The sequence below is a fragment of the Streptococcus suis S735 genome, from assembly GCF_000294495.1.
Lineage (GTDB): Bacteria > Bacillota > Bacilli > Lactobacillales > Streptococcaceae > Streptococcus > Streptococcus suis.
The window spans coordinates 1,460,303-1,480,131 of record NC_018526.1 but is presented as its reverse complement, the minus strand read 5'-3'; the positions used below and the strand labels follow the sequence as shown (position 1 = coordinate 1,480,131).

Annotated in this window: 14 protein-coding genes and 1 pseudogene; 10 read left to right on the top strand and 5 right to left on the bottom strand. The window is 40.6% G+C overall.

Going from position 1 to position 19,829, the window contains the following annotated elements; genetic code table 11:
• The first annotated feature begins 73 nt into the window (after positions 1–73).
• The 3 genes from YYK_RS07330 to YYK_RS07320 are packed head-to-tail and all read left to right on the top strand — an operon-like array spanning position 74 to position 2,360.
• Positions 74–715: a YutD family protein gene (locus tag YYK_RS07330; protein ID WP_012027595.1), complete on the top strand. Its 642-nt coding sequence runs from the start codon at positions 74–76 to the stop codon at positions 713–715.
• Between the two features lie 8 nt (positions 716–723).
• Positions 724–1,836 carry a dual-specificity RNA methyltransferase RlmN gene (gene rlmN, locus YYK_RS07325; RefSeq protein ID WP_012028433.1) on the top strand — a complete coding sequence of 371 codons (1,113 nt, stop codon included), beginning with the start codon at positions 724–726 and terminating at the stop codon, positions 1,834–1,836.
• A complete protein-coding gene (locus YYK_RS07320) occupies positions 1,833–2,360 on the top strand; it encodes a VanZ family protein (RefSeq protein WP_012027591.1) in 528 nt (175 codons plus the stop codon). The genes rlmN and YYK_RS07320 overlap by 4 nt, the downstream gene beginning before the upstream one ends.
• Positions 2,361–3,655: 1,295 nt before the next feature.
• Here YYK_RS07320 and nadE read toward each other — a convergent pair.
• The 3 genes from nadE to YYK_RS07305 all read right to left on the bottom strand — a co-directional run bounded on the left by nadE (position 3,656) and on the right by YYK_RS07305 (position 6,705).
• Positions 3,656–4,480 carry an ammonia-dependent NAD(+) synthetase gene (gene nadE / locus YYK_RS07315; protein WP_004194617.1) on the bottom strand — a complete coding sequence of 275 codons (825 nt, stop codon included), beginning with the start codon at positions 4,478–4,480 and terminating at the stop codon, positions 3,656–3,658.
• 12 nt (positions 4,481–4,492) lie between these two features.
• Positions 4,493–5,953 carry a nicotinate phosphoribosyltransferase gene (locus YYK_RS07310; RefSeq protein ID WP_012027590.1) on the bottom strand — a complete coding sequence of 487 codons (1,461 nt, stop codon included), beginning with the start codon at positions 5,951–5,953 and terminating at the stop codon, positions 4,493–4,495.
• A gap of 107 nt (positions 5,954–6,060) precedes the next feature.
• On the bottom strand, positions 6,061–6,705 hold the full coding sequence (locus tag YYK_RS07305; protein ID WP_014917297.1) for a prepilin peptidase: 645 nt from the start codon (positions 6,703–6,705) through the stop codon (positions 6,061–6,063).
• 121 nt (positions 6,706–6,826) lie between these two features.
• Between YYK_RS07305 and mnmM the strand changes: the two genes are divergently transcribed.
• A complete protein-coding gene (gene mnmM, locus YYK_RS07300; RefSeq protein ID WP_004194627.1) occupies positions 6,827–7,381 on the top strand; it encodes a tRNA 5-(aminomethyl)-2-thiouridylate-methyltransferase MnmM in 555 nt (184 codons plus the stop codon).
• Between the two features lie 15 nt (positions 7,382–7,396).
• On the opposite strand, the gene YYK_RS07295 is transcribed toward mnmM, so the two are convergent.
• Positions 7,397–8,176, bottom strand: a complete 780-nt coding sequence (locus YYK_RS07295; RefSeq protein ID WP_012027588.1) for an ABC transporter ATP-binding protein — start codon at positions 8,174–8,176, stop codon at positions 7,397–7,399.
• A 132-nt stretch (positions 8,177–8,308) separates the two neighbouring features.
• On the opposite strand from YYK_RS07295, the gene YYK_RS07290 reads away from it, so the two are divergent.
• Together YYK_RS07290 and pflA are read left to right on the top strand one after the other, a co-directional pair.
• Positions 8,309–9,646, top strand: coding sequence for a hemolysin family protein (locus YYK_RS07290; protein WP_004194632.1), 1,338 nt, complete (start codon positions 8,309–8,311; stop codon positions 9,644–9,646).
• A gap of 120 nt (positions 9,647–9,766) precedes the next feature.
• Positions 9,767–10,558: a pyruvate formate-lyase-activating protein gene (pflA, locus tag YYK_RS07285; RefSeq protein WP_012027587.1), complete on the top strand. Its 792-nt coding sequence runs from the start codon at positions 9,767–9,769 to the stop codon at positions 10,556–10,558.
• A gap of 109 nt (positions 10,559–10,667) precedes the next feature.
• Here the strand turns inward: pflA and YYK_RS07280 are convergent, their stop codons facing one another.
• A complete protein-coding gene (locus tag YYK_RS07280; RefSeq protein ID WP_012775294.1) occupies positions 10,668–12,365 on the bottom strand; it encodes a M3 family oligoendopeptidase in 1,698 nt (565 codons plus the stop codon).
• 138 nt (positions 12,366–12,503) lie between these two features.
• Between YYK_RS07280 and YYK_RS07275 the strand changes: the two genes are divergently transcribed.
• From YYK_RS07275 to YYK_RS07260, 4 genes and pseudogenes are all read left to right on the top strand, one after another.
• Complete coding sequence (locus YYK_RS07275) at positions 12,504–13,439, top strand: manganese-dependent inorganic pyrophosphatase (RefSeq protein ID WP_012027585.1); 936 nt, start codon at positions 12,504–12,506, stop codon at positions 13,437–13,439.
• Positions 13,440–13,999: 560 nt separating this feature from the next.
• A pseudogene (yzpA, locus tag YYK_RS07270) lies at positions 14,000–16,176 on the top strand (YSIRK domain-containing zinc-binding protein YzpA).
• Positions 16,177–16,744: 568 nt separating this feature from the next.
• Positions 16,745–16,900, top strand: coding sequence for a hypothetical protein (locus YYK_RS10285; RefSeq protein ID WP_014636090.1), 156 nt, complete (start codon positions 16,745–16,747; stop codon positions 16,898–16,900).
• Positions 16,901–16,968: 68 nt separating this feature from the next.
• The gene (locus YYK_RS07260) at positions 16,969–19,785 is read left to right on the top strand and encodes a serum opacification factor (protein WP_223375650.1); all 2,817 of its coding nucleotides are present in this window, start codon (positions 16,969–16,971) and stop codon (positions 19,783–19,785) included.
• Positions 19,786–19,829: the final 44 nt, after the last annotated feature.

The following is a 19,829-nucleotide window of genomic DNA, read 5'->3' as shown; positions in this document are numbered from 1 at the left end:
TTTAGATTCTGACCAGATAGATTATTAATCAAATGATTTTTACGTATGAAGATTTTATAAGATAGGAGGACAAATGAAAAAAGAAATTTCACCTGAAATGTATAACTATAATAAATACCCTGGTCCGAGTTTTGCTCGTGTCGGAGATAAGGTTGTATCTGAAAATATTGAATTGGACCTTTTGGAAGATTACAAGAATGCTTTTGATCAGACGATTTTTGGTCAACGTTTTTCACAACTCATGCTCAAATTTGATTATATTGTGGGAGATTGGGGCAATGAGCAGCTGAGATTAAGGGGATTCTATACAGACGATAAAAATGTTAAATCAGACTTAAAAATCAGCCGCTTAGACGACTATTTGACGGAGTATTGTAATTTTGGTTGTGCTTATTTCGTCTTAGCCAATCCGAATCCACAAGACTTGCCTGCTGAGGAGGAGAATAGACCGCGTCGGAAGCGGAGTCGTTCTCGCAATCGGAACAGAAATCAGCCGCGGACGGAGCCTATTGCGCCAAAAGAAAACAAAAGTAATCGCAATGACCGTCAGAAAAAGGGGAAGCAGCAAAACAAACAGTCGGAACAGCGTCATTTTACTATGAAGAATGCTGGTGTTAAGGCGAGTCAAACGGAGCGTTCTCAAAAACGTGAGCGTAAACAAAGCAAGCGTGAGATGAATGAAGTGAAGCGTAACTTTGTTATCCGCCAGAAATAGGGAGAAATATGAAACCATCAATTTATGCATTTAGTCAAGCCAATCTGGTTGATTGGATTTTAGAAAACGGAGAGAAGAAGTTCCGTGCCACTCAAATTTGGGAATGGCTCTACCGTTCTCGTGTCCAATCTTTTGCGGAAATGACCAACTTGCCAAAATCTTTGATTGAAAAGTTGGAAGAACATTTTGTAGTTAATCCGCTCAAACAACGGATTGTACAGGAGTCTAAGGACGGTACTATCAAATACCTTTTTGAACTGCCAGATGGCATGTTGATTGAGACAGTTCTCATGCACCAGCACTATGGCCTTTCTGTTTGTGTAACGACACAAGTTGGCTGTAATATCGGCTGTACATTCTGTGCATCTGGATTGATTCCTAAGCAACGTGACTTGACTAGCGGTGAGATTGTGGCTCAGATTATGTTGGTACAAAAGTACTTGGATGAGCGCAATCAGAATGAGCGTGTTAGCCATATCGTTGTGATGGGGATTGGTGAGCCGCTTGATAACTACGATAATGTTATGACCTTCTTGCGAGTGGTTAATGACGACAAGGGCTTGGCAATTGGTGCCCGTCACATCACTGTTTCTACGTCAGGTTTAGCACCGAAAATTCGAGAGTTTGCACGTGAAGGTGTCCAAGTAAACTTGGCAGTATCTCTACATGCGCCAAATAATGACCTTCGTTCGAGCATTATGCGCATTAATCGCAAATTCCCTATAGAAGTTCTTTTTGAAGCAATCGAAGACTATATCAAAGTGACCAACCGCCGTGTGACTTTTGAGTATATTATGCTCAATGAGGTCAACGATGGAGTGGAACAGGCACAGGAATTGGCTGACTTGACTAAGAATATCCGTAAATTGTCTTATATCAACTTGATTCCTTATAACCCAGTTAGTGAACATGACCAGTACAGTCGTTCAACCAAGGAACGTACTCTTGCTTTCTTTGATGTTTTGAAGAAAAATGGTGTTAACTGTGTCGTTCGTCAGGAACATGGTACAGATATTGATGCTGCCTGTGGTCAATTGCGCTCCAATACGCTCAAGAAAGACCGTGAAAAAGCCCGTGCTCGTATTGCAGCCGCAAAAGCAAAGGCAGGTATTCGAGCATGAGAAAATTCTTCCAAGCAGATGGGAACCTGACCAAGCTGGGAAGACAGATTTGTAAGACCTTAGCTGGAGCCTATGCTCTGGCTATTGTTTTACTTTGTTTCCTACCACAGACTTGGTACCCACAGTATAAGGATTTCTCGACCCCAGGAATTATTCAAATTGGCCGTCTCTATCTTTTACCAACTCCTTTCAACAGCATCGTCAACGGGGACAAGGTAGATAGTTTGGCGGACCTAGGGTGGATTTTCTTGCAAAACATCACTAACATTTTTCTACTTTTCCCTCTGATTTTTCTTCTTTTGTTTCTTAGGGAAGAATGGCGGAGCCTTCGAGCGGTGATTCGTTATAGTTTTTGTATCAGTCTTTTTATTGAATGCACACAATTACTACTGGATTTGCTGATTGATGCCCAACGCGTCTTTGAAATCGATGATTTATGGACCAATACAATGGGGGGAATACTAGCCTATTTTAGCTATTCATTGATAAAGAGAGGGATAATCCTTTCCAAACAGGAGTCTTAGAACCTACCGTCACAGGTTCAGAATGTCCATCTAATGCTATTGTTTAAGCTACATATCGTTATTTTTTTGAAATACAGTCAGTATTCCCTTAAAAATGACCTTGACTAGCTAAAGCTATCTTTGATATGGGAGTGGGAAAGACATTTAGGTTCGGCTTCTATGGTCACTTTCTAGTTTTAAGGTGACCAGCTGAAACAGTTCCTCAAATTGTTTCACTCCCACCTCCGCATAGCTCCGAAGGTTCGGGGAACCTTTGGAGGCTGGAGATATAGCGAACAAAGTTCGCATCAGTCGTAGAGGTCAGATTTGGAGTGTAAAACATGAATTGCTGAGATTTGCTTCGCAAATCTTATCTCCAACCTTTAACCTCGCTTTTCCCTTTCTAGGATCGGGCTGAAACAGTTCCCCGAACTGTTTCACTCCACTGGACTGTTAAACCCAATCAACCACTGCGCTGAGATGGTGACACTAACTTTGAGAAGCGGTGCTGGGCTTGAGCCCAGCCTCGTGAGTACAGTTTTTTAGAAAGTCACTTAAGCAGAGTGGCTTTTTGTTAGTTTTTAATGGATTCAGGCAATGGAAACTGAATTTTCAAATTGTTTAGAAAATTTCTAAAAATCACTTGACCATTTTGATTTTGTAACGTATAATTACAAGTAATCAGAAAATGTAATAAACACTTTGTCTTTAGAGAGTCTATGGTTGGTGTGAATAGATGATAGAGGTTTATGAGATAGGCTGATGCCAAACAAGCATTCGTATCCATTTTATGGATTGTCTGGTTTAGTAAAGTGAGTTTGGTTCGATGAATTCGAAACAATGAGAGTTCGGTCCGCACCCCTTATCGTGCGCCTCCTTGTTAGAGGAGAAAAAGTTATGGACTTTTCTAGTCGAGTCCATAGTGAGGTGGCACCGTGTCCATTGACGCCCACGCAGGATATTTTTTCCTGCGTGGGCTTTTTTCATTATGGTTTGAAGTTATAATAAAAAACAAAACCCCTGACGGTTCAACTGTCAGGGCTCCATTTTTTATTATTCGATGAAAATCAAAAGTAGCCTAGCTTCAACTATCTGGGAGATAGTTGAAGGTTGGAAATATAGCGAACATGTTTCGCATCAAAACTATCTGGGAGATAGTTGAAGCTAGGAAATATAGCGAACATTGTTTGCGCCTTCAAGTTGATGTTAGAACTCTGTTCCTTTTATATTTCAAGGGAACAGGCTGAAAACCTCCACAGGAGCTTTTCAGTCATCAAATCAAGTCAATAACGTCTGATTTTGATTTTCGAGGAGTATTATTTCCAAAAATCATCAAAAATAGTAATTGGCAGGTGGCGTTTATGGGCTGTTTTGTTCCACCATCCTTCGATAATGGTTTGGGATTGAGGGTCGATGGTTTTACCTTCGAGATAGTCGTCGATTTGGTTATAGGTAACACCAAGTGCGACTTCGTCAGCAAGGCCTGGTTTGTCTTCTTCCAAGTCTGCAGTAGGAACTTTGAGGTAGAGTTTTTCATCTGCTCCCAAAGCAGCTAGAAGTTGCTTACCTTGACGCTTGTTAAGGCGGAAGAGGGGCAGGATATCTGCACCTCCATCACCGTGCTTGGTAAAGAAACCAGTGATATTTTCAGCGGCATGATCGGTTCCAATAACAGCCCCCTTGCGTTCTCCAGCGATAGCGTATTGGGCAATCATGCGCATGCGGGCTTTAGCATTTCCCTTATTAAAATCAGACATAGCAAGCCCATTTGCATTGACTGCAGCCACCATGGCATCTGTTGATTCCTTGATGTTGATGGTTAAGCTGACATCTGGTTGAATAAAGGCTAGGGCTGCTTGGGCGTCAGACTCATCAGCTTGCACACCGTAAGGCAGGCGGATAGCGATAAATTGATAAGAATCGTCACCTGTTTCCGCCCGCATTTCTTCCATAGTCAGCTGGGCCAAACGACCAGCCAAGGTCGAATCTTGTCCACCAGAAATCCCCAAGACGTAGGTTTTCAAAAATGGGTGTTTTTTCAGATAGTCTTTGAGAAAGTCGATGGAGCGACGGATTTCTTCTTTGGGGTCAATGCTTGGCTTGACGCCTAATTCTTTGATGATTGTTTCCTGTAGGGTCATAACATACCTTTCTTAGATGGATTTGGTCTGAGTTTGTTTGCGAATACGATTGATGAGGTTCATCTTATTATCCCAAACATCTTGTGCCAAGTCGACTGGATAGAGCTGTGGGTTGAGCACGCGTTTGTATTCATCCCAGAGTTTATCAAATTCTTGATTGGCATAGGTTTGAATTTCCGCTAGGCTTGGAAGTTCATAGACCTGTTTTCCTTTTTCGAAAATAGGAACTAGGAGAGGACGGGCATCAAAGTTCTCGATGGTTTTATTGATATAGGTGTAAGTTGGATGGAACATATAGATATTATCCATCTGTGTGACGTCAGTGTCCGCAAAGGTGATGTAGTCCCCTTCTGATTTTCCTTTTTCTTTGGAGGTGATGCGCCAAACCTGTTTCTTACCAGGAGTGGAGACTTTTTCCGCATTAGAAGACAGCTTGATGGTGTCACGCATATTTCCATCTTCATCTTCGATGGATACAATCTTGTAGACAGCGCCCAGAGCTGGTTGGTCGTAGGCGGTGATGAGTTTGGTACCAACTCCCCAGACATCAATTTTTGCCTTTTGCATTTTGAGGTTGAGGATGGTATTTTCATCGAGGTCATTAGATGCGTAAATCTTCGCATCTGTAAAACCTGCATCATCTAATTGCTGACGAACTTTCTTAGAAATATAGGCCATATCGCCTGAATCAATCCGAACCCCTTTGAAGTTAATCTTATCTCCCATTTCTTTGGCAACCTTGATGGCTGCTGGAACACCAATACGAAGCGTATCATAGGTATCAACGAGGAAGACACAGTCATGATGGGTTTCAGCGTAGGCTTTGAAAGCCTTGTAATCATCTCCGTATGTTTGAACCAAGGCGTGGGCATGGGTACCAGCGACAGGGATGCCGAAGATTTTGCCAGCTCGAACATTGGAAGTCGCAGATGCTCCACCAATAAAGGCTGCCCGTGTACCCCAGATAGCAGCATCCATTTCTTGGGCACGGCGAGTGCCAAATTCCATCAAGGGCTCATCTTCAATGACAGCCTTGATACGGCGAGCTTTTGTGGCAATTAGGGTTTGGTAGTTGACAATGTTTAAGAGGGCAGTTTCGATTAGTTGGCATTGTGCCAATGGTCCTTCGATTTGCAGAATGGGTTCGTTAGCGTAGACCAGGTCGCCCTCCTTAGCCGAACGGACAGTGAGAGTCATTTCCAATTGGGACAAGTAATCAAGGAAATCCTTCGGATAACCTAGTTCTGTCAGATAGTCAATGTCTGTCTGGCTAAAGCTGAGATTGTTGAGGTAGTTTACAACGCGTTCCAAACCGGCAAATACAGCGTAGCCATTTTTAAAAGGTTGTGAACGGAAATAGACTTCGAATACAGCGTGTTTATTGTGGATGTTTTGGTCAAAATAGACCTGCATCATGTTGATTTGATAAAGGTCGGTATGCAGGGTTAAACTGTCATCCTTAAATAGTGTCATAACGTTTCTCCTTTTGCCTTCCTATCAAGAAGGTGCTCCAATTATTTTGATGGAGTTGAACTCTAATATGCCTTCTATTATAACAAAAAAATCGAGAAAAACTCGATTTAGGTGCACAGAATGATAGGAATACTTGAAAGAAATAGGAGTGGTACGTAGGGAATAGACTTGGGTTTGAAAATGGCGAAGACAAGAAGCCCTAGGAGGGAACTCCTCTGGATAATCCAGAGGAGTTCTGTAAATCCACATATTAAGGCCAAACTTGCCAGATAGAGAAAGTCACCAGAACCAATATTGATTTGCCATTTTTCAGTCAGATAGGCCAAGAGTAAAAAGCCACAGAAAAGCCAGTTGAGCTGGGAGAGTATCAGAGCTATAAAAGTAAAAATGAGCCAGACAGCAAAAGGATATTCCTGATGCTTGATGTCGTAAATGGTCAAAACTAGTCCTGCCAAGATGAGAATGGTTTCGGTTAGGTTTAGGACTTGAAAATGGCAGAGCAGGACAACTAGACCGGCTAAGAATTCCAATCCCAGATACCAATAAGGTATCTTCGCCTTGCAGTAACGGCATTTGGATTTTGTCGAAAGCTGGGATAGGACTGGAATTAAGTCCCAGGCCTTGAGCCGTCGTTTGCAGGCATTGCAGTGACTAGAGGGGGCGATAATGGACTGTTCAGGGAAACGGTCGATGACCAATCCCAAGAAGGAGCCGATAGAAGCTCCAAGGAAAAATAGGATAATTGTCTTCATACCTATTTATTCGCAAAAGGAATAGGAAAAATGGAAGATTTTTAAAAAATTTTTTGAAGATGGAAAGTATGCTATACTAGATGTGATAGATTTTATGTATTGACGATAATTAGGAGAAAGTATGCTTAGACCTTTACACATGGCCCATGCCTTTTTAGATGAAATATTAACAGACCAGGACCTAGCGGTCGATGCGACTATGGGAAATGGCCATGACACGCTATTTTTAGCCCAACGAGCAGGAAAAGTTGTGGCCTTTGATATTCAGGAACAAGCCCTGACTACAACGGCTGAAAAACTAGAAAAAGCTGGCTTGACCAATGCCCAATTGGTTTTGACAGGACACGAAAACCTAGACCAGTATGTGGATGAATGCAAGGCAGCGATTTTCAATCTGGGTTATCTACCTTCGGCGGACAAGTCAGTCATTACCCTGCCTGCAACCACCCTTCAAGCCATTGAGAAAGTCCTGAATAGATTGGTGGTTGGAGGTCGCTTGGCTATCATGATTTACTATGGTCACGAGGGTGGAGCTCTTGAGAAGGATGCAGTTTTAGACTTTATCAGCCAGCTTGACCAAACCGTCTTTACAGCCATGCTCTACAAACCGCTCAACCAAGTTAATACCCCACCATTTTTGGTCATGGTGGAACGATTAAAATCCAGCTCGAACTAGAGCTGGATTTGTTTTTTATAATATCGGCTTAATGAACAATCTTCCCTCACCCAAGTCAATCAATTCCACCTGATTTCCATAAAAATCGCTGAGGAGTTCAGGTGTCAGGATATCTTCTTTGGGTCCCTGTGCCAAGACCATGCCATCTTTGAGCAGGAGGACATGGGTGAAATTATCAGTGATTTCCTCGGCGTGATGGGTGACGTAGATAATGGCAGGAGCCGTTGGGAGTTGACAGAGGTAGTCAATGTGGTGGAGCAGGCGCTCGCGAGCTAGGAGGTCCAAACCGACAGTTGCTTCGTCTAAAATCAAAATAGCCGGCTCTTCCATCAAACTTCGGGCAATCAGCAGGAGTTGGCGTTCTCCTTGTGACAAACTAGCATAGGCCCGACCGATCAAGTGCTCAGCCTTAATGGTTTTGAGCATGTCTATGGCTTCATCCAATTCAGCTTGACCGTATTCACGATAGAGGATGGAGGATTTATATTTTCCTGTCAAGACAATCTGCTCAGCCGTCAAATCGATTGGAAAACGCTCTGCCAAAAAGGAGCCAACTACCCCAATCTTGGTGCGTAGACTAGGAATATCTCCCTTACCAAATTCCACCCCCAGAACAGTCAGGTCACCAGAGGTCTTCCAAAACTCAGCCATTAAAATACGAAGGAGGGTTGACTTTCCAGCCCCATTGAGCCCTAAAATAGCCCAACGCTCTCCTTTTCTAAATTCCCAGTTGATGTCTTCTAAAATAGTTTTACCTTGTCGTTTATAGTGGACATTCTTCATCGAAATAATCATAGTTGCTCTCCTATTCCTTTTGATTATTGTAACATAAACAGATATGAGGGACTAATTATAACAAGAAATATGTTAATTTTTAGAATTTGTGGTATAATGGAAATGTTATAAATTTTATTATAGGAGAACATCATGGAAGACCCTGGTAGTCAGACCATCTATTTACAACTGTTAATTTTATTCTTATTGACTCTGTTCAATGCCTTCTTTTCAGCCTCAGAAATGGCCCTTGTATCCCTCAATCGTTCAAGAGTAGAACAAAAGGCAGCAGACGGTGAGAGGAAATATATTCGCTTGCTTCAAGTTTTAGAGAATCCTAACAATTTTCTATCAACCATTCAGGTCGGTATTACCTTCATCTCCATCCTTTCAGGTGCCAGCTTGGCTAATGATTTAGGAGCTGTATTTGCCAAATGGATGGGGAATTCAACAACAGCTCAAACTGCTGGTTACTGGCTTGCACTGGCTATGTTGACCTTCGTTTCAATCGTTCTTGGCGAATTGTATCCTAAGCGGATTGCCATGAATATGAAGGAAAATCTGGCAGTAGTCACTGCACCAGTGATTATTTTCCTTGGAAAAATTGTTAGTCCGTTCGTGTGGTTATTATCAGCTGCAACGAATCTTATCAGCCGTATTACTCCTATGAATTTTGATGATGCGGATGAGCAAATGACACGGGATGAAATTGAATATATTTTGACAAAGAGTGAGAAAACCTTAGATGCCGAAGAAATCGAAATGCTTCAAGGTGTGTTCTCTTTAGATGAGCTGATGGCACGTGAAGTAATGGTTCCCCGTACGGATGCTTTCATGGTGGATATTGAGGATGATACAGCAACCATCATGGCAGCTATCCTCAAGCAGAATTTTTCACGTATCCCTGTTTATGATGGCGATAAGGACAATATCATTGGTCTGATTCATACCAAGAAAATCTTGTCAGAAGCTTTCAGTAATGGCTTTGACAATCTCAACATCCGCCGCATTATGCAGGAGCCTCTCTTCGTTCCAGAAACGATTTTCGTGGATGATTTGTTGACATCATTGAGAAATACCCAAAATCAAATGGCCATCTTGTTAGATGAGTATGGTGGAGTTGCAGGTCTCGTTACCTTGGAAGATTTGCTGGAAGAAATTGTTGGGGAAATCGATGATGAGACCGATAAGACAGAAATTTTTGTTCGAGAAATTGCTGACAACACCTATATCGTCCAAGGAAATATGACCTTGAATGACTTCAATGAGCATTTTGAGATGGAGTTGGAAAGTGATAACGTTGATACGATTGCTGGTTATTATCTGACAGGAGTCGGTACCATTCCGAGCCAAGATGAGAAAGTTTCCTTTGAAGTAGATAGTAAAGATCACCACCTAGTTCTTATTAACGATAAGGTAAAAAATGGTCGCGTAACAAAATTAAAACTCTTGATTACACCACTGGAGAAAGAAGAAACCGATAAGGACTAGGGCAACCTAGTCTTTTAGCTTTTTTCTTGCGGAAGATGATGGTTATGAAAGAAAGAAAGTAAATGATAGAAGCGTTTTCATTTTTGTGATATACTAGTCTTATAAAATGATGAGGATGAGATGATGACAGAAATTGATTATCGTAAAGTGACAGGTTTGGTTCATTCAACAGAGAGTTTTGGTTCGGTTGATGGCCCAGGGGTACGTTTTGTAGTCTTTATGCAGGGCTGTCACATGCGTTGCCAGTATTGCCATAACCCAGATACTTGGGATCTGGTCAATCCAGCAGCGACTGAGAGAACGGCGGAAGATGTCTTGAATGAAGCTCTGCGTTTTCGTATGTTTTGGGGAAAAGAAGGGGGGATTACTGTTTCAGGTGGTGAAGCAACCATCCAGATTGATTTTTTAATTGCTCTGTTTACCCTTGCAAAAGAAAAAGGGATTCACACTACTTTGGATACCTGTGCGTTGACTTTCCGTAAGACAGAGCGTTACTTGGAAAAATATAGTCGGCTTATGGAAGTAACAGATTTGGTGCTCCTTGATATTAAGGAAATGAATCCTGAGCAACACCGCATTGTGACAGGTCACAGTAACAAGACTATTTTAGAATGTGCTCAATATCTATCAGACATTGGTAAGCCTGTTTGGATTCGTCATGTCCTGGTACCAAATTTGACTGACCGAGATGAGGACTTGATTGAACTTGGTAAGTTTGTTAAAACCTTAAAAAATGTCGAACGTTTTGAGGTGCTACCTTATCACAATCTTGGTGAATTTAAGTGGCGTGAGTTGGGCAGACCCTATCCACTAGAGGGGACCAAGCCCCCAACGAAGGCTCGAGTGGAAAATGCAAAGGCCTTGATGGAGACAGAGACCTATCAGGAGTACTTGAATAGAATTAAGGGATAATAGTGAAGAGGTCGGAGATTGATGCGAAAAAGATTTAATGTGTTAGGGACAAGTATCATATAATCAAAAAATCTGAATGAGTCATTTGATTCATTCAGATTTTTGTGTTTTATAAGTCGCTATCCTTAACTGTATTTAACCAATCAGCAGCAGCTTTAGCTGTGCTTTCAAGGGCACCTTCTTTGAACGGTGATTGGAGGTTTGCGGCTTCAACCACTTGCAAGAAGGACTTGGTGCCGCCCAAATCACAGATGCGGATGTAGTCTTCCCAAGCATTTTCATCGTGATCTACCTGTGTACGTTTCCAGAATTGGAGGGCACAAACTTGGGCCAAGGTATAGTCGATGTAGTAGAATGGACTAGCAAAGATATGACCTTGACGATACCAGAAGATACCGCGGTTGAGGGCTTCTGACTCGGAATAGTCACGGTCTGGCAAGTAGAGGTCTTGGAGTTTTTTCCAAGTTGCCTTGCGTTCTGCTGGTGTCATCTCTGGGCGTTCATAGACTTCGTGCTGGAAGTGGTCTACCAAGACACCGTAAGGCAAGAAGAGAAGGGCACTTGCCAAGTGAGTAAATTTATATTTATCCACTTGTTCCTTGAAGAAACGGTCCATCCATGGCCAGGTCATAAATTCCATAGACATGGAGTGGATTTCACAGGTTTCGTAGGTTGGCCAAACAACTTCTGGACTTTGAATCCAACGCGAACGATAGACTTGGAAGGCGTGACCTGCTTCGTGGGTCAAGACATCAATATCACCGCTGGTTCCGTTGAAGTTGGAGAAGATGAATGGGCTCTTGAAGTCAGGGATATAGGTACAGTAGCCACCGCTGTTTTTGCCTGGTTTTGCGACCAAGTCCAAGAGTTCATGCTCAATCATGAAATCGAAGAACTCGCCTGTTTCTGCGGACAATTCGCGGTACATGTCTTGGGCTTGGCTGACGATAAAGTCGGGGTCACCTTGAGGAACAGCATTTCCATCCAAGAACTCAAGGTTTAGGTCGTAGTGTTTGAGGCTTGGCACCTGCAAGCGATTGGCTTGGCGTTGACGCAGATTTTGTACAATCGGTACGATATGCTTGAGGATTTCTTCACGGTAAACCTTAACCATGTCACGATTGTAATCGAAACGGTTCATCTTGAGGTAGCCGTATTCCACATAGTCCTTGAAGCCAAGTTTGTGGGCGATTTCTGTGCGGACTTTTACTAATTCATCGTAAACACGGTCAAAATCAGCTTCCTTGCTTTCAAAGAAGGTAGTTGTGGCAGCAGAAGCAGCCTTGCGGACTTCACGGTCGGTTGATTGACCGAATGGCCCCATTTGTGACAAGTTGTAGGTCTGACCTTGGAAATCAATCTCTGCACCAGCAATCAGCTTGCTGTACTCATCGGTCAATTCATTTTCTTTTTGCAATAATGGAATGACGTCTGATGAGAAGGTCTTGAGCTTGTTTTCTGCCTGCATGAAGAAGGTTTGAGGCAAGATGTCTGACAGTTCTTCCTTGTACGGCGTCTGGACAATGATACGGTAGTAGTTGGTGGTCAATTCTTCAAAAAGTGGCGAATATTCATTCCAAAACTTGGTTTCTTCATTGTAGAACTCATCGTTCATGTCAATAGTATGACGGATCATCCAGAGATTATACTGGGTATCGACCAGGTTGAGTAATTTGGTAACGGCTGCCACAAGTGTGCGAGTTGTTTCCAAGTCACTTGCCTGAGCCAACTGGTCGGTCAGGTCAGTAAATTGAGCCTTGATAGCTTCATAATCTGGACGGACATAGGTATAGTCTGAAAATTTCATATGTTTCTCCTTTTGTATTGCTACCTTCTATCTTACTCTTTTTGAAAACGTTTGGCAAATCCCGACCCGTCCATGTTCACAAGTCTTTCTATTTATGGTAAAATGTAGGAGATTATTAGAAAAAATGAGGTTGTAGACATGTCTAAATTTTTAGTTTTTGGTCACCAAAATCCTGATACAGATGCCATTGCATCATCATACGGCTGGGCTCACTTGGAGCGTGAAGTGTTTGGTCGTGATGCGGAAGCAGTAGTTCTAGGAACGCCAAATGAAGAAACTGCTTTTGCTCTTGACTATTTTGGTGTTACTGCACCGCGCGTGGTTGAGTCTGCAAAAGCAGAAGGTGTTAGCCAAGTCATCTTGACTGACCACAATGAATTCCAACAGTCTATCGCAGACATCAAGGAAGTGGAAGTGGCAGCTGTCATTGACCACCACCGTGTCGCAAACTTTGAAACGGCAAATCCATTGTACATGCGTTTGGAGCCAGTAGGTTCAGCATCATCAATCGTTTACCGTGCCTTTAAAGAAAACGGAGTAATACCTCCAAAAGAAGTAGCTGGACTTCTCCTATCAGGTTTGATTTCAGATACCCTCTTGCTTAAATCGCCAACTACTCATGTAACAGATCCACAGGTAGCAGCTGAATTGGCTGAAATTGCTGGTGTCAACTTAGAAGAATACGGTTTGGCACTCTTGAAAGCTGGTACCAACCTTGCCAGCAAGTCAGCAGAAGAATTGATTGACATCGATGCCAAAACATTTGGCTTGAATGGCAATGACGTGCGTGTAGCCCAAGTTAACACAGTGGACATTGCGGAAGTCTTGGAACGCCAAGCAGAAATCGAAGCAGCTATGACAGCAGCATCAGTAGCAAATGGCTACTCTGACTTTGTTTTGATGATTACAGACATCGTTAACTCAAACTCAGAAATCCTTGCGCTCGGTAGCAACATGGACAAGGTAGAAGCAGCCTTCAACTTCAAGTTGGAAAACAACCACGCCTTCCTTGCAGGTGCCGTTTCACGTAAGAAACAAGTGGTGCCACAGTTGACTGACGCTTTCAACGCCTAATGAATTTTTCTACCTACCTCAACGTGAAGTCGGTAGGATGATCTTACCTAGCACCTTCGGGTGCTTTTTTTATTGTGAGGACAATCATGTTTTATGAAGTGATAGTTAACAAAATAAACAAGTGGCATCATGACAAATAAACCCACTCCTATTTAATACTCTTCGAAAATCAAAATCAGACATTGTTGACTTGATTTGATAAACTTCAGTTCTATCTGCATATGCATCGCCTAGTTTGATTTTCATTGAGTATAAGTTGACGAATTAAAGCGAGCACTCCGAGATAAAAACAATGATCTGCATCATAGAAAAATTCAGGCGCTTGTTCTTTACTTTGAATGTGCCATAACTTAGAAATTGTATTTACAAGTAATAAAAGAAAAACTAAATGACTATGAGAACCAGCAAAGTTTTTGCGAAATGTAGCATGCTATTTATTACAGACAACTGTGAAACAGATAAAAAACTAATGAAAAACAATGTTCTATGAGATGTTTTTTTTATAATAAAACTAGGACAATATGTGTCGTTAATTGTTAATACAGATATAAGGAGAAAAGATGAATAGCAAGATTTTTTCGTTGAGAAAAAGTAAGATGGGTTTAGTTTCGGTGGCAATTGCTTTTCTATGGATTGGTACAGGGATGAATATGGAAACCGCAATGGCTGAGGAGACTGACGCTACAGCTCTTGAAACTCAATTAGAAAGCACGGAATCATCGCTTACCAATACAGTTTCGGAAAATGCTGAAGCTGAGGAAGTGACTGATGAGGTACCGAGTGAAGAAAAAAATCGGAAGAGATGGAGGATATGGAGGAAGAACTTTCATTTATTGAAAACCATCTAGAGGTTGCTCCGATTCAAGCTGGAGATCAAACCATCTCAGGGAATACCACTCCTGGTGGATATGTAGCGATTACGATAGATGGGGAAGCAATTACTTCTATTGAGAATATTTTGGAAGCAGATGATAAGGGAGATTTTTCTTATCGGTTGAGTAAACCACTTGCTCACAGCCAAACTGTGGAAATTAGTGCTTTGCCGAAACAGTTTTGGACTCTAGAGGCAGATTCTGAAGAGCGTAAGGTAGTAGTGAGGACTAATCGACATCCAGAGGCTTATGAAATTCCAGCAAAAAGATTAGAAAAAACATCTAATGGAATGCATCAAGTGTTCATCGAACCAGTTTTTGAACATACGAGCAAAGTTATTGGTCATACCTCTGTCAAAGGTTCAGTCTATCTATCAATAAATGGTAGTTTTGTCTCTGATAAGACACTAATTGATCCTAAAGATGGACGGTTTGAGGTTACTTTTTCCGAGAGTTTAGCAGGTTCAAAATTTAAAGCAGATGATAGATTGGTTTTGTCTTTTGTATCAGAAGATGGTCAGCCGGTGATTACTAATACTATTGTAAAACCATTGGTAAAAGAAAAAGTATCTTCACAAATGACAGTAAAACCTTTATCAAGTGCGACTTCAGTTTTGGAAGGAACTACATTTCCTTTAGGTCGTGTGCATCTATACAATGCTGATACTTCAGAGTTTATCATGGAAGCTATTGCTGATGAGACAGGTCACTATAAGATTGCTTTGCCTGCCCTACAATCCGAGGATAAGTACTACAGATTGACTCACAATCAACAAGAGGACTTGGTATCTGTCCATCTTGATACAGTTGATGGTTCAAGTATATTATTGGATAAATCTGTTATGGCATCTTTAGCAACTTATTTACAAGATGCAGATATGGATGAAGCGACAGATGAAGATCCTATCATTGTACCTAAACTGCATAATAAAAAAGATTATATTGTCGGTCGAACGATACATCTTAATGCCTACGTTCGCATGGTTTCGTCAATCAAAGGAAAACAGTATCCTCCAGTTCAAGTGGACGAATTAGGATTTTTTGGTTTCCAAATTCAAGATTTACAATTGCCTTTTGAAAAAGGTGAGAGAATTCGCTTTGAAATCATTGACCCGGTTACAAATAATATCATCGCTAGTAAGGAAGAAGTTGTAGGGCAATATTTGGAAGATGAAGACGTGATGGATTTACCATTTCAAGTAGAAAAAGTCACTACAGATCATGGTTACATCAGTGGCAAAACAGCTCCAGATGTAATGATTGAACTAGTATCAACTCAGAATGGCGAGGAGATAATTGGTAAAACTTCAACTGATTCAACAGGTCGATTCGAATTTGATTTGGGTAGTCGTGTTTTAAAAAATGGAGAAACCTTATCGTTTAGAGCGTTTGATAAAGAAGGTGAACAGGTAGCTTGGGAAGTCGTAACGGTTCAAAAAGGAAATGGTCACCGCATTAATAAACCAGATAAAAAGGACGAGAAGGAAGAGCAACCTAGCAAAGAAATTACCAAAAATATCGAACAATCAAACACACTTGAGCAAACTACTTTGCCACCTGTACGCCAAACGCTGACTGACAAAAAAGTAGAGCAAAATGCAGAGCCATCAAAAGAAGAAACGGTTTCTATTTTTGATGATTCGAAAAAAGATATGCCTACTAAGCAAGAGAAAATGGCTCGTACTGTAAGAGACAAAGGGACAAAAGGAAACGTATCTGTGCATGATAGTGGTGAGAATACCCAAGTTCAAAGCCTGCCTAAGACCGGTGAAAAAACGAGCTTGGTTGCCAATATAATGTTATCGATCATATTATTCTTATTTGCTTTATTCATTGGCAAGAAAAAGATAACAGAAAGTGAGTAAAAGGCGATGACAAAGCTCTCTCAAAAATTCGTTTGCGACAGATGAGAGGCATTGTGTAGCTTTAAATTAAAAGAGTTAAAATTTTTCTTTCAATGAATTATTTGCTTATAGAGGTGAAAGTAGAGTTTGAAGACTCATTGCAATATTTATCACTTGTATAAATGTGTGTGATAACAGACTCAAAGACCAATTATCATTTTTGTAATAGAATAAACATAAACAAACGATAGAGAAAAAACAAATTCTGTTTTTAAATTATATGGTAGAATGAATTATGTAGTAATAGACTCGCACATTTTGTGATATGGTCATTGTTAATGATAAATAGGAACTTTGAGTTGTAATCATGCTTGCTTGACTTGATAGGTGAAGTAAGCAGTTAACAGAAGGACTTAGGCACCTTATGAATACACAAGGTGCCCATTCTTTTCCCAAAAGCTCTACGCTTCTTGAACAAAATGATACTAAAGTTATTTACCATTGACATCCATACTTCCTTTTTTGAAAATACCTAAAGAAGGGCGAAAATACATTCTAAATTTATAGAGAACAAGGAGAAGGAATCATAATGAATCATCCAAAATTCACTTTGCGGAAGCTATCAATTGGACTTGTTTCGCTGGGAGCGGGGGTAGCTTTATCGGGAACACTCTATCCTCAAAATACAGTGACAGTATATGCAGAAACGCCTGTTACAGAAAGTACTACTTTAGAAAAAAAATGAGGAGATAGATAATACTTCTTCGATTACACGTCCTATTGCTGTTGAAGACCCTAAAGTTGTCCAAGCTAATGAAAATAAGGAAGGAGAGGTGGTTGACTCCTCTTCTATTTTCTGCCTTACCAAAATCGAATGCAGAATCTGCTTCTCCTGAGGCATTAACGAATGAAAACGCTTCAGAGCCAACGGGGCAAGTTGCTGAAAACACTAGTTCTTCTGAAGGAAAAGCAACAGAAAAAGAAGAACCAGCCGTTCAGTATGTGGAGAAGGAAGTAGATGACTATTCTACTAAGGTTGAAAAACCAAATGAAACAGTATCTAGTACAGTGGATAAAACTCCTAAAGAGCTTTTTACAGTTTCTCGAACAGCAGAAGTAGGGCAAGATGGAGTTGTCACAGTAACAACTCAAATTGTGCCGAAAGAAATTGATAAGGGTGCAGAAATAGTTGTCTTGGTGGATACATCTAAAAAAATGGATGAAGAGGCTAAAAAAGCAGCTAAAGATAACATTGTCAAGCTTGTCAAAGAAATGACTGACCCAACCAATAATCATAATTCTCGTAACTCTGTGCGTGTGATCGGTTTCAATCGCAAGTTATCTGAAGCTCAAGAGGTTAACAGTATTACTGTAGAAGACACGGTTGAGAAGCTTTTCACTGATGCTGAACAAAATTACAATTGGGGCGTAGATATGCAGGGAGCAATCCATGAAGCACGTCGCATTTTAGAAAGCGAGAAATCAGGGAAACGCAAACATATTGTACTTCTGTCACAAGGGGAGTCTACATTTAGTTATGATTTGACGGATGCTGCGAAAACAGAAACTAAGTATAAGACAATCAATGAAGATAAAGTGGTGCATACTAACCCTCTATTGCCTTGGCCATTTACATTTGATGTGACTGTCCGCAGAGCAAATTTGTTAAAAGATGCCAAGAGCTTGATTGAATTCTTGAATAAATTGGGAATTACAAGGTTTAATGAGGCATTAGATGGAGTATCTACTGTCGCAGGTTTAACTGACTTTATTGGAAAGTTTTTCAGAAACCCGTTAGACTATATTGACTTAGCTGATATTGATAGCTCCAAATTAGAAGAACAAAAATTCAATTATGAGAAACAAATTGGTGAGGGGTACCATTTCCGTAGCTTTTATGAACGTAAACTTGATCCATTACCATTTAAAGACGCTATTGTAAAGAAAATAAAGTATAATTTAAAAAAAGAATTAGATAAGGCTGCATTGCCTACAAATACTCTCAGTTATATCGGTAAAAAGATTGGTTTGACAAATACCTCTGAAAAAGCAATTGACTTGTTTGCAAATTCCCTCGTTGATTACATTTTCTACGGTCGAAAAAATGTCTTTTACAATCATAACCTCTCTGCTCAGGCAGAAGCAAAGATTGCTACTGAGAAAGGGATTCATTTCTACGCTGTTGATGTGACCAAAGACAAAGCTGGCGAAGAAAAGAATAAATTTGATGACTACTTGAAAAAAATGTCTGGGGATAAGGGCGAGTTTTTAAATATTGACGAGAATGTTGCAGAAAAATTTAAAGATGTATTGACTAAAGTGAGCTTAGTAGATTCGCTTGAAAATGATGTTGAGTTCGCGAAAAAACCAGATAGTTCTAAAGTAAAAATCACAAATGGTACATCTAGTTTATTATGGTCGTTTTTCTCTAACTCGAAAACAACTATTACTTGGAACTTAGATAAAGAAGACTTAATCAAGGCTTATCAAACTAACAAGCCACTATCTTTAACATATCAATTGCAACATAAAAAAAATAAAAAGAATAAAGGTTTCCAAGAATTGGTAAGAACTGAGGTTCGTTATTCTCTTAATAATGATAGAGAAAAAACAGCAAAATACTCATCCTCAAAAGTGTCTCTTAACCATGAAACTAAGAAAGTTTTGGTTCCTGTTCCTATTGAGCCAAAAGATACAGATAAGGTGGTAGACAAGTCAACAGGTATATCAAAAGTAGAAAATATGACACCTATGGTGACACCTGAAATGCCTAAACAGACAGAACCAAATGTTCCAGACTCAACTCTTCCAATGCAACCAGAGTTACCTAAAGAGACTGGAAAACCAGGTAATAATGTTGAGACAGAATCACCTAAGCCTATCGAAAACTCAACCGATGATTCAGCAAATAAACCAGACTCAACAACTCCGAAAACAACGGACAATATTATTATTCCAAATCCCACTCTTCCAATGAAGCCAGATTCAACTGAAGAGACCGAAAAACCAGGAAATAATGTTGAACCAGAATCACCTAAGATTATCGAAGACTCAACCGATGATTCAGCAAATAAACCAGACTCAACAATTCCGAAAGCAACGGACAATATTATTATTCCAAATTCCACTTTTCCAATGAAGTCAGAGTCACCTAAAGAAATTGGTGAAACAGAAAACAGTGTTAAACCAGAATCACCTAAGCCTATCGAAGATACAGACAGTTCAGCAGGTACACAAAAATTGGATATTCCAAAAGTAATGGATACCCCAGATTTGTCTCGCCCAATGGAACCAGAGTCAACTGAAGAGATTGGTAAAGCAGAAAATAGTGATACTCCAGATTCTTCTAAGACTATTAAAGATTCAGATAACTCTGCTCCAATTTCTACTATCAAGGATAAAGTGAATGCCGAAACGGTGGCAAATCAGGTAGAGCTTGCTATGAATCAGAAATCACGTCTTTCTGACAATGTGGAGAAAGTATCTAGTGTGAATCGTTCAACCGAGAAGTCAAACTCGCTTCCATCTACTGGACAAGCTGATTCTCCAATCTATACGTTAACTGCCCTCTCTCTTCTTGTAGGAGCTCAGGTACTTTATCGTACAAAACGTAAGCAAGAATCGAAGTAAATGTTGGTCGTGTAATTTCTACTTGTATATACATATGGTTAATA

What these genes read in the sequence shown, in the direction of transcription:
- YYK_RS10285 (WP_014636090.1), top strand. Translation starts at nt 16,745, where the DNA reads ATGAATCATCCAAAATTCACTTTGCGGAAGCTATCAATTGGACTTGTT.
- rlmN (WP_012028433.1), top strand. Translation starts at nt 724, where the DNA reads ATGAAACCATCAATTTATGCATTTAGTCAAGCCAATCTGGTTGATTGG.
- nadE (WP_004194617.1), bottom strand. Translation starts at nt 4,480, where the DNA reads ATGACCCTACAGGAAACAATCATCAAAGAATTAGGCGTCAAGCCAAGC.
- pflA (WP_012027587.1), top strand. Translation starts at nt 9,767, where the DNA reads ATGATGACAGAAATTGATTATCGTAAAGTGACAGGTTTGGTTCATTCA.
- mnmM (WP_004194627.1), top strand. Translation starts at nt 6,827, where the DNA reads ATGCTTAGACCTTTACACATGGCCCATGCCTTTTTAGATGAAATATTA.
- YYK_RS07275 (WP_012027585.1), top strand. Translation starts at nt 12,504, where the DNA reads ATGTCTAAATTTTTAGTTTTTGGTCACCAAAATCCTGATACAGATGCC.
- YYK_RS07295 (WP_012027588.1), bottom strand. Translation starts at nt 8,176, where the DNA reads ATGATTATTTCGATGAAGAATGTCCACTATAAACGACAAGGTAAAACT.
- YYK_RS07260 (WP_223375650.1), top strand. Translation starts at nt 16,969, where the DNA reads ATGAAAATAAGGAAGGAGAGGTGGTTGACTCCTCTTCTATTTTCTGCC.
- YYK_RS07290 (WP_004194632.1), top strand. Translation starts at nt 8,309, where the DNA reads ATGGAAGACCCTGGTAGTCAGACCATCTATTTACAACTGTTAATTTTA.
- YYK_RS07280 (WP_012775294.1), bottom strand. Translation starts at nt 12,365, where the DNA reads ATGAAATTTTCAGACTATACCTATGTCCGTCCAGATTATGAAGCTATC.
- YYK_RS07330 (WP_012027595.1), top strand. Translation starts at nt 74, where the DNA reads ATGAAAAAAGAAATTTCACCTGAAATGTATAACTATAATAAATACCCT.
- YYK_RS07310 (WP_012027590.1), bottom strand. Translation starts at nt 5,953, where the DNA reads ATGACACTATTTAAGGATGACAGTTTAACCCTGCATACCGACCTTTAT.
- YYK_RS07305 (WP_014917297.1), bottom strand. Translation starts at nt 6,705, where the DNA reads ATGAAGACAATTATCCTATTTTTCCTTGGAGCTTCTATCGGCTCCTTC.
- YYK_RS07320 (WP_012027591.1), top strand. Translation starts at nt 1,833, where the DNA reads ATGAGAAAATTCTTCCAAGCAGATGGGAACCTGACCAAGCTGGGAAGA.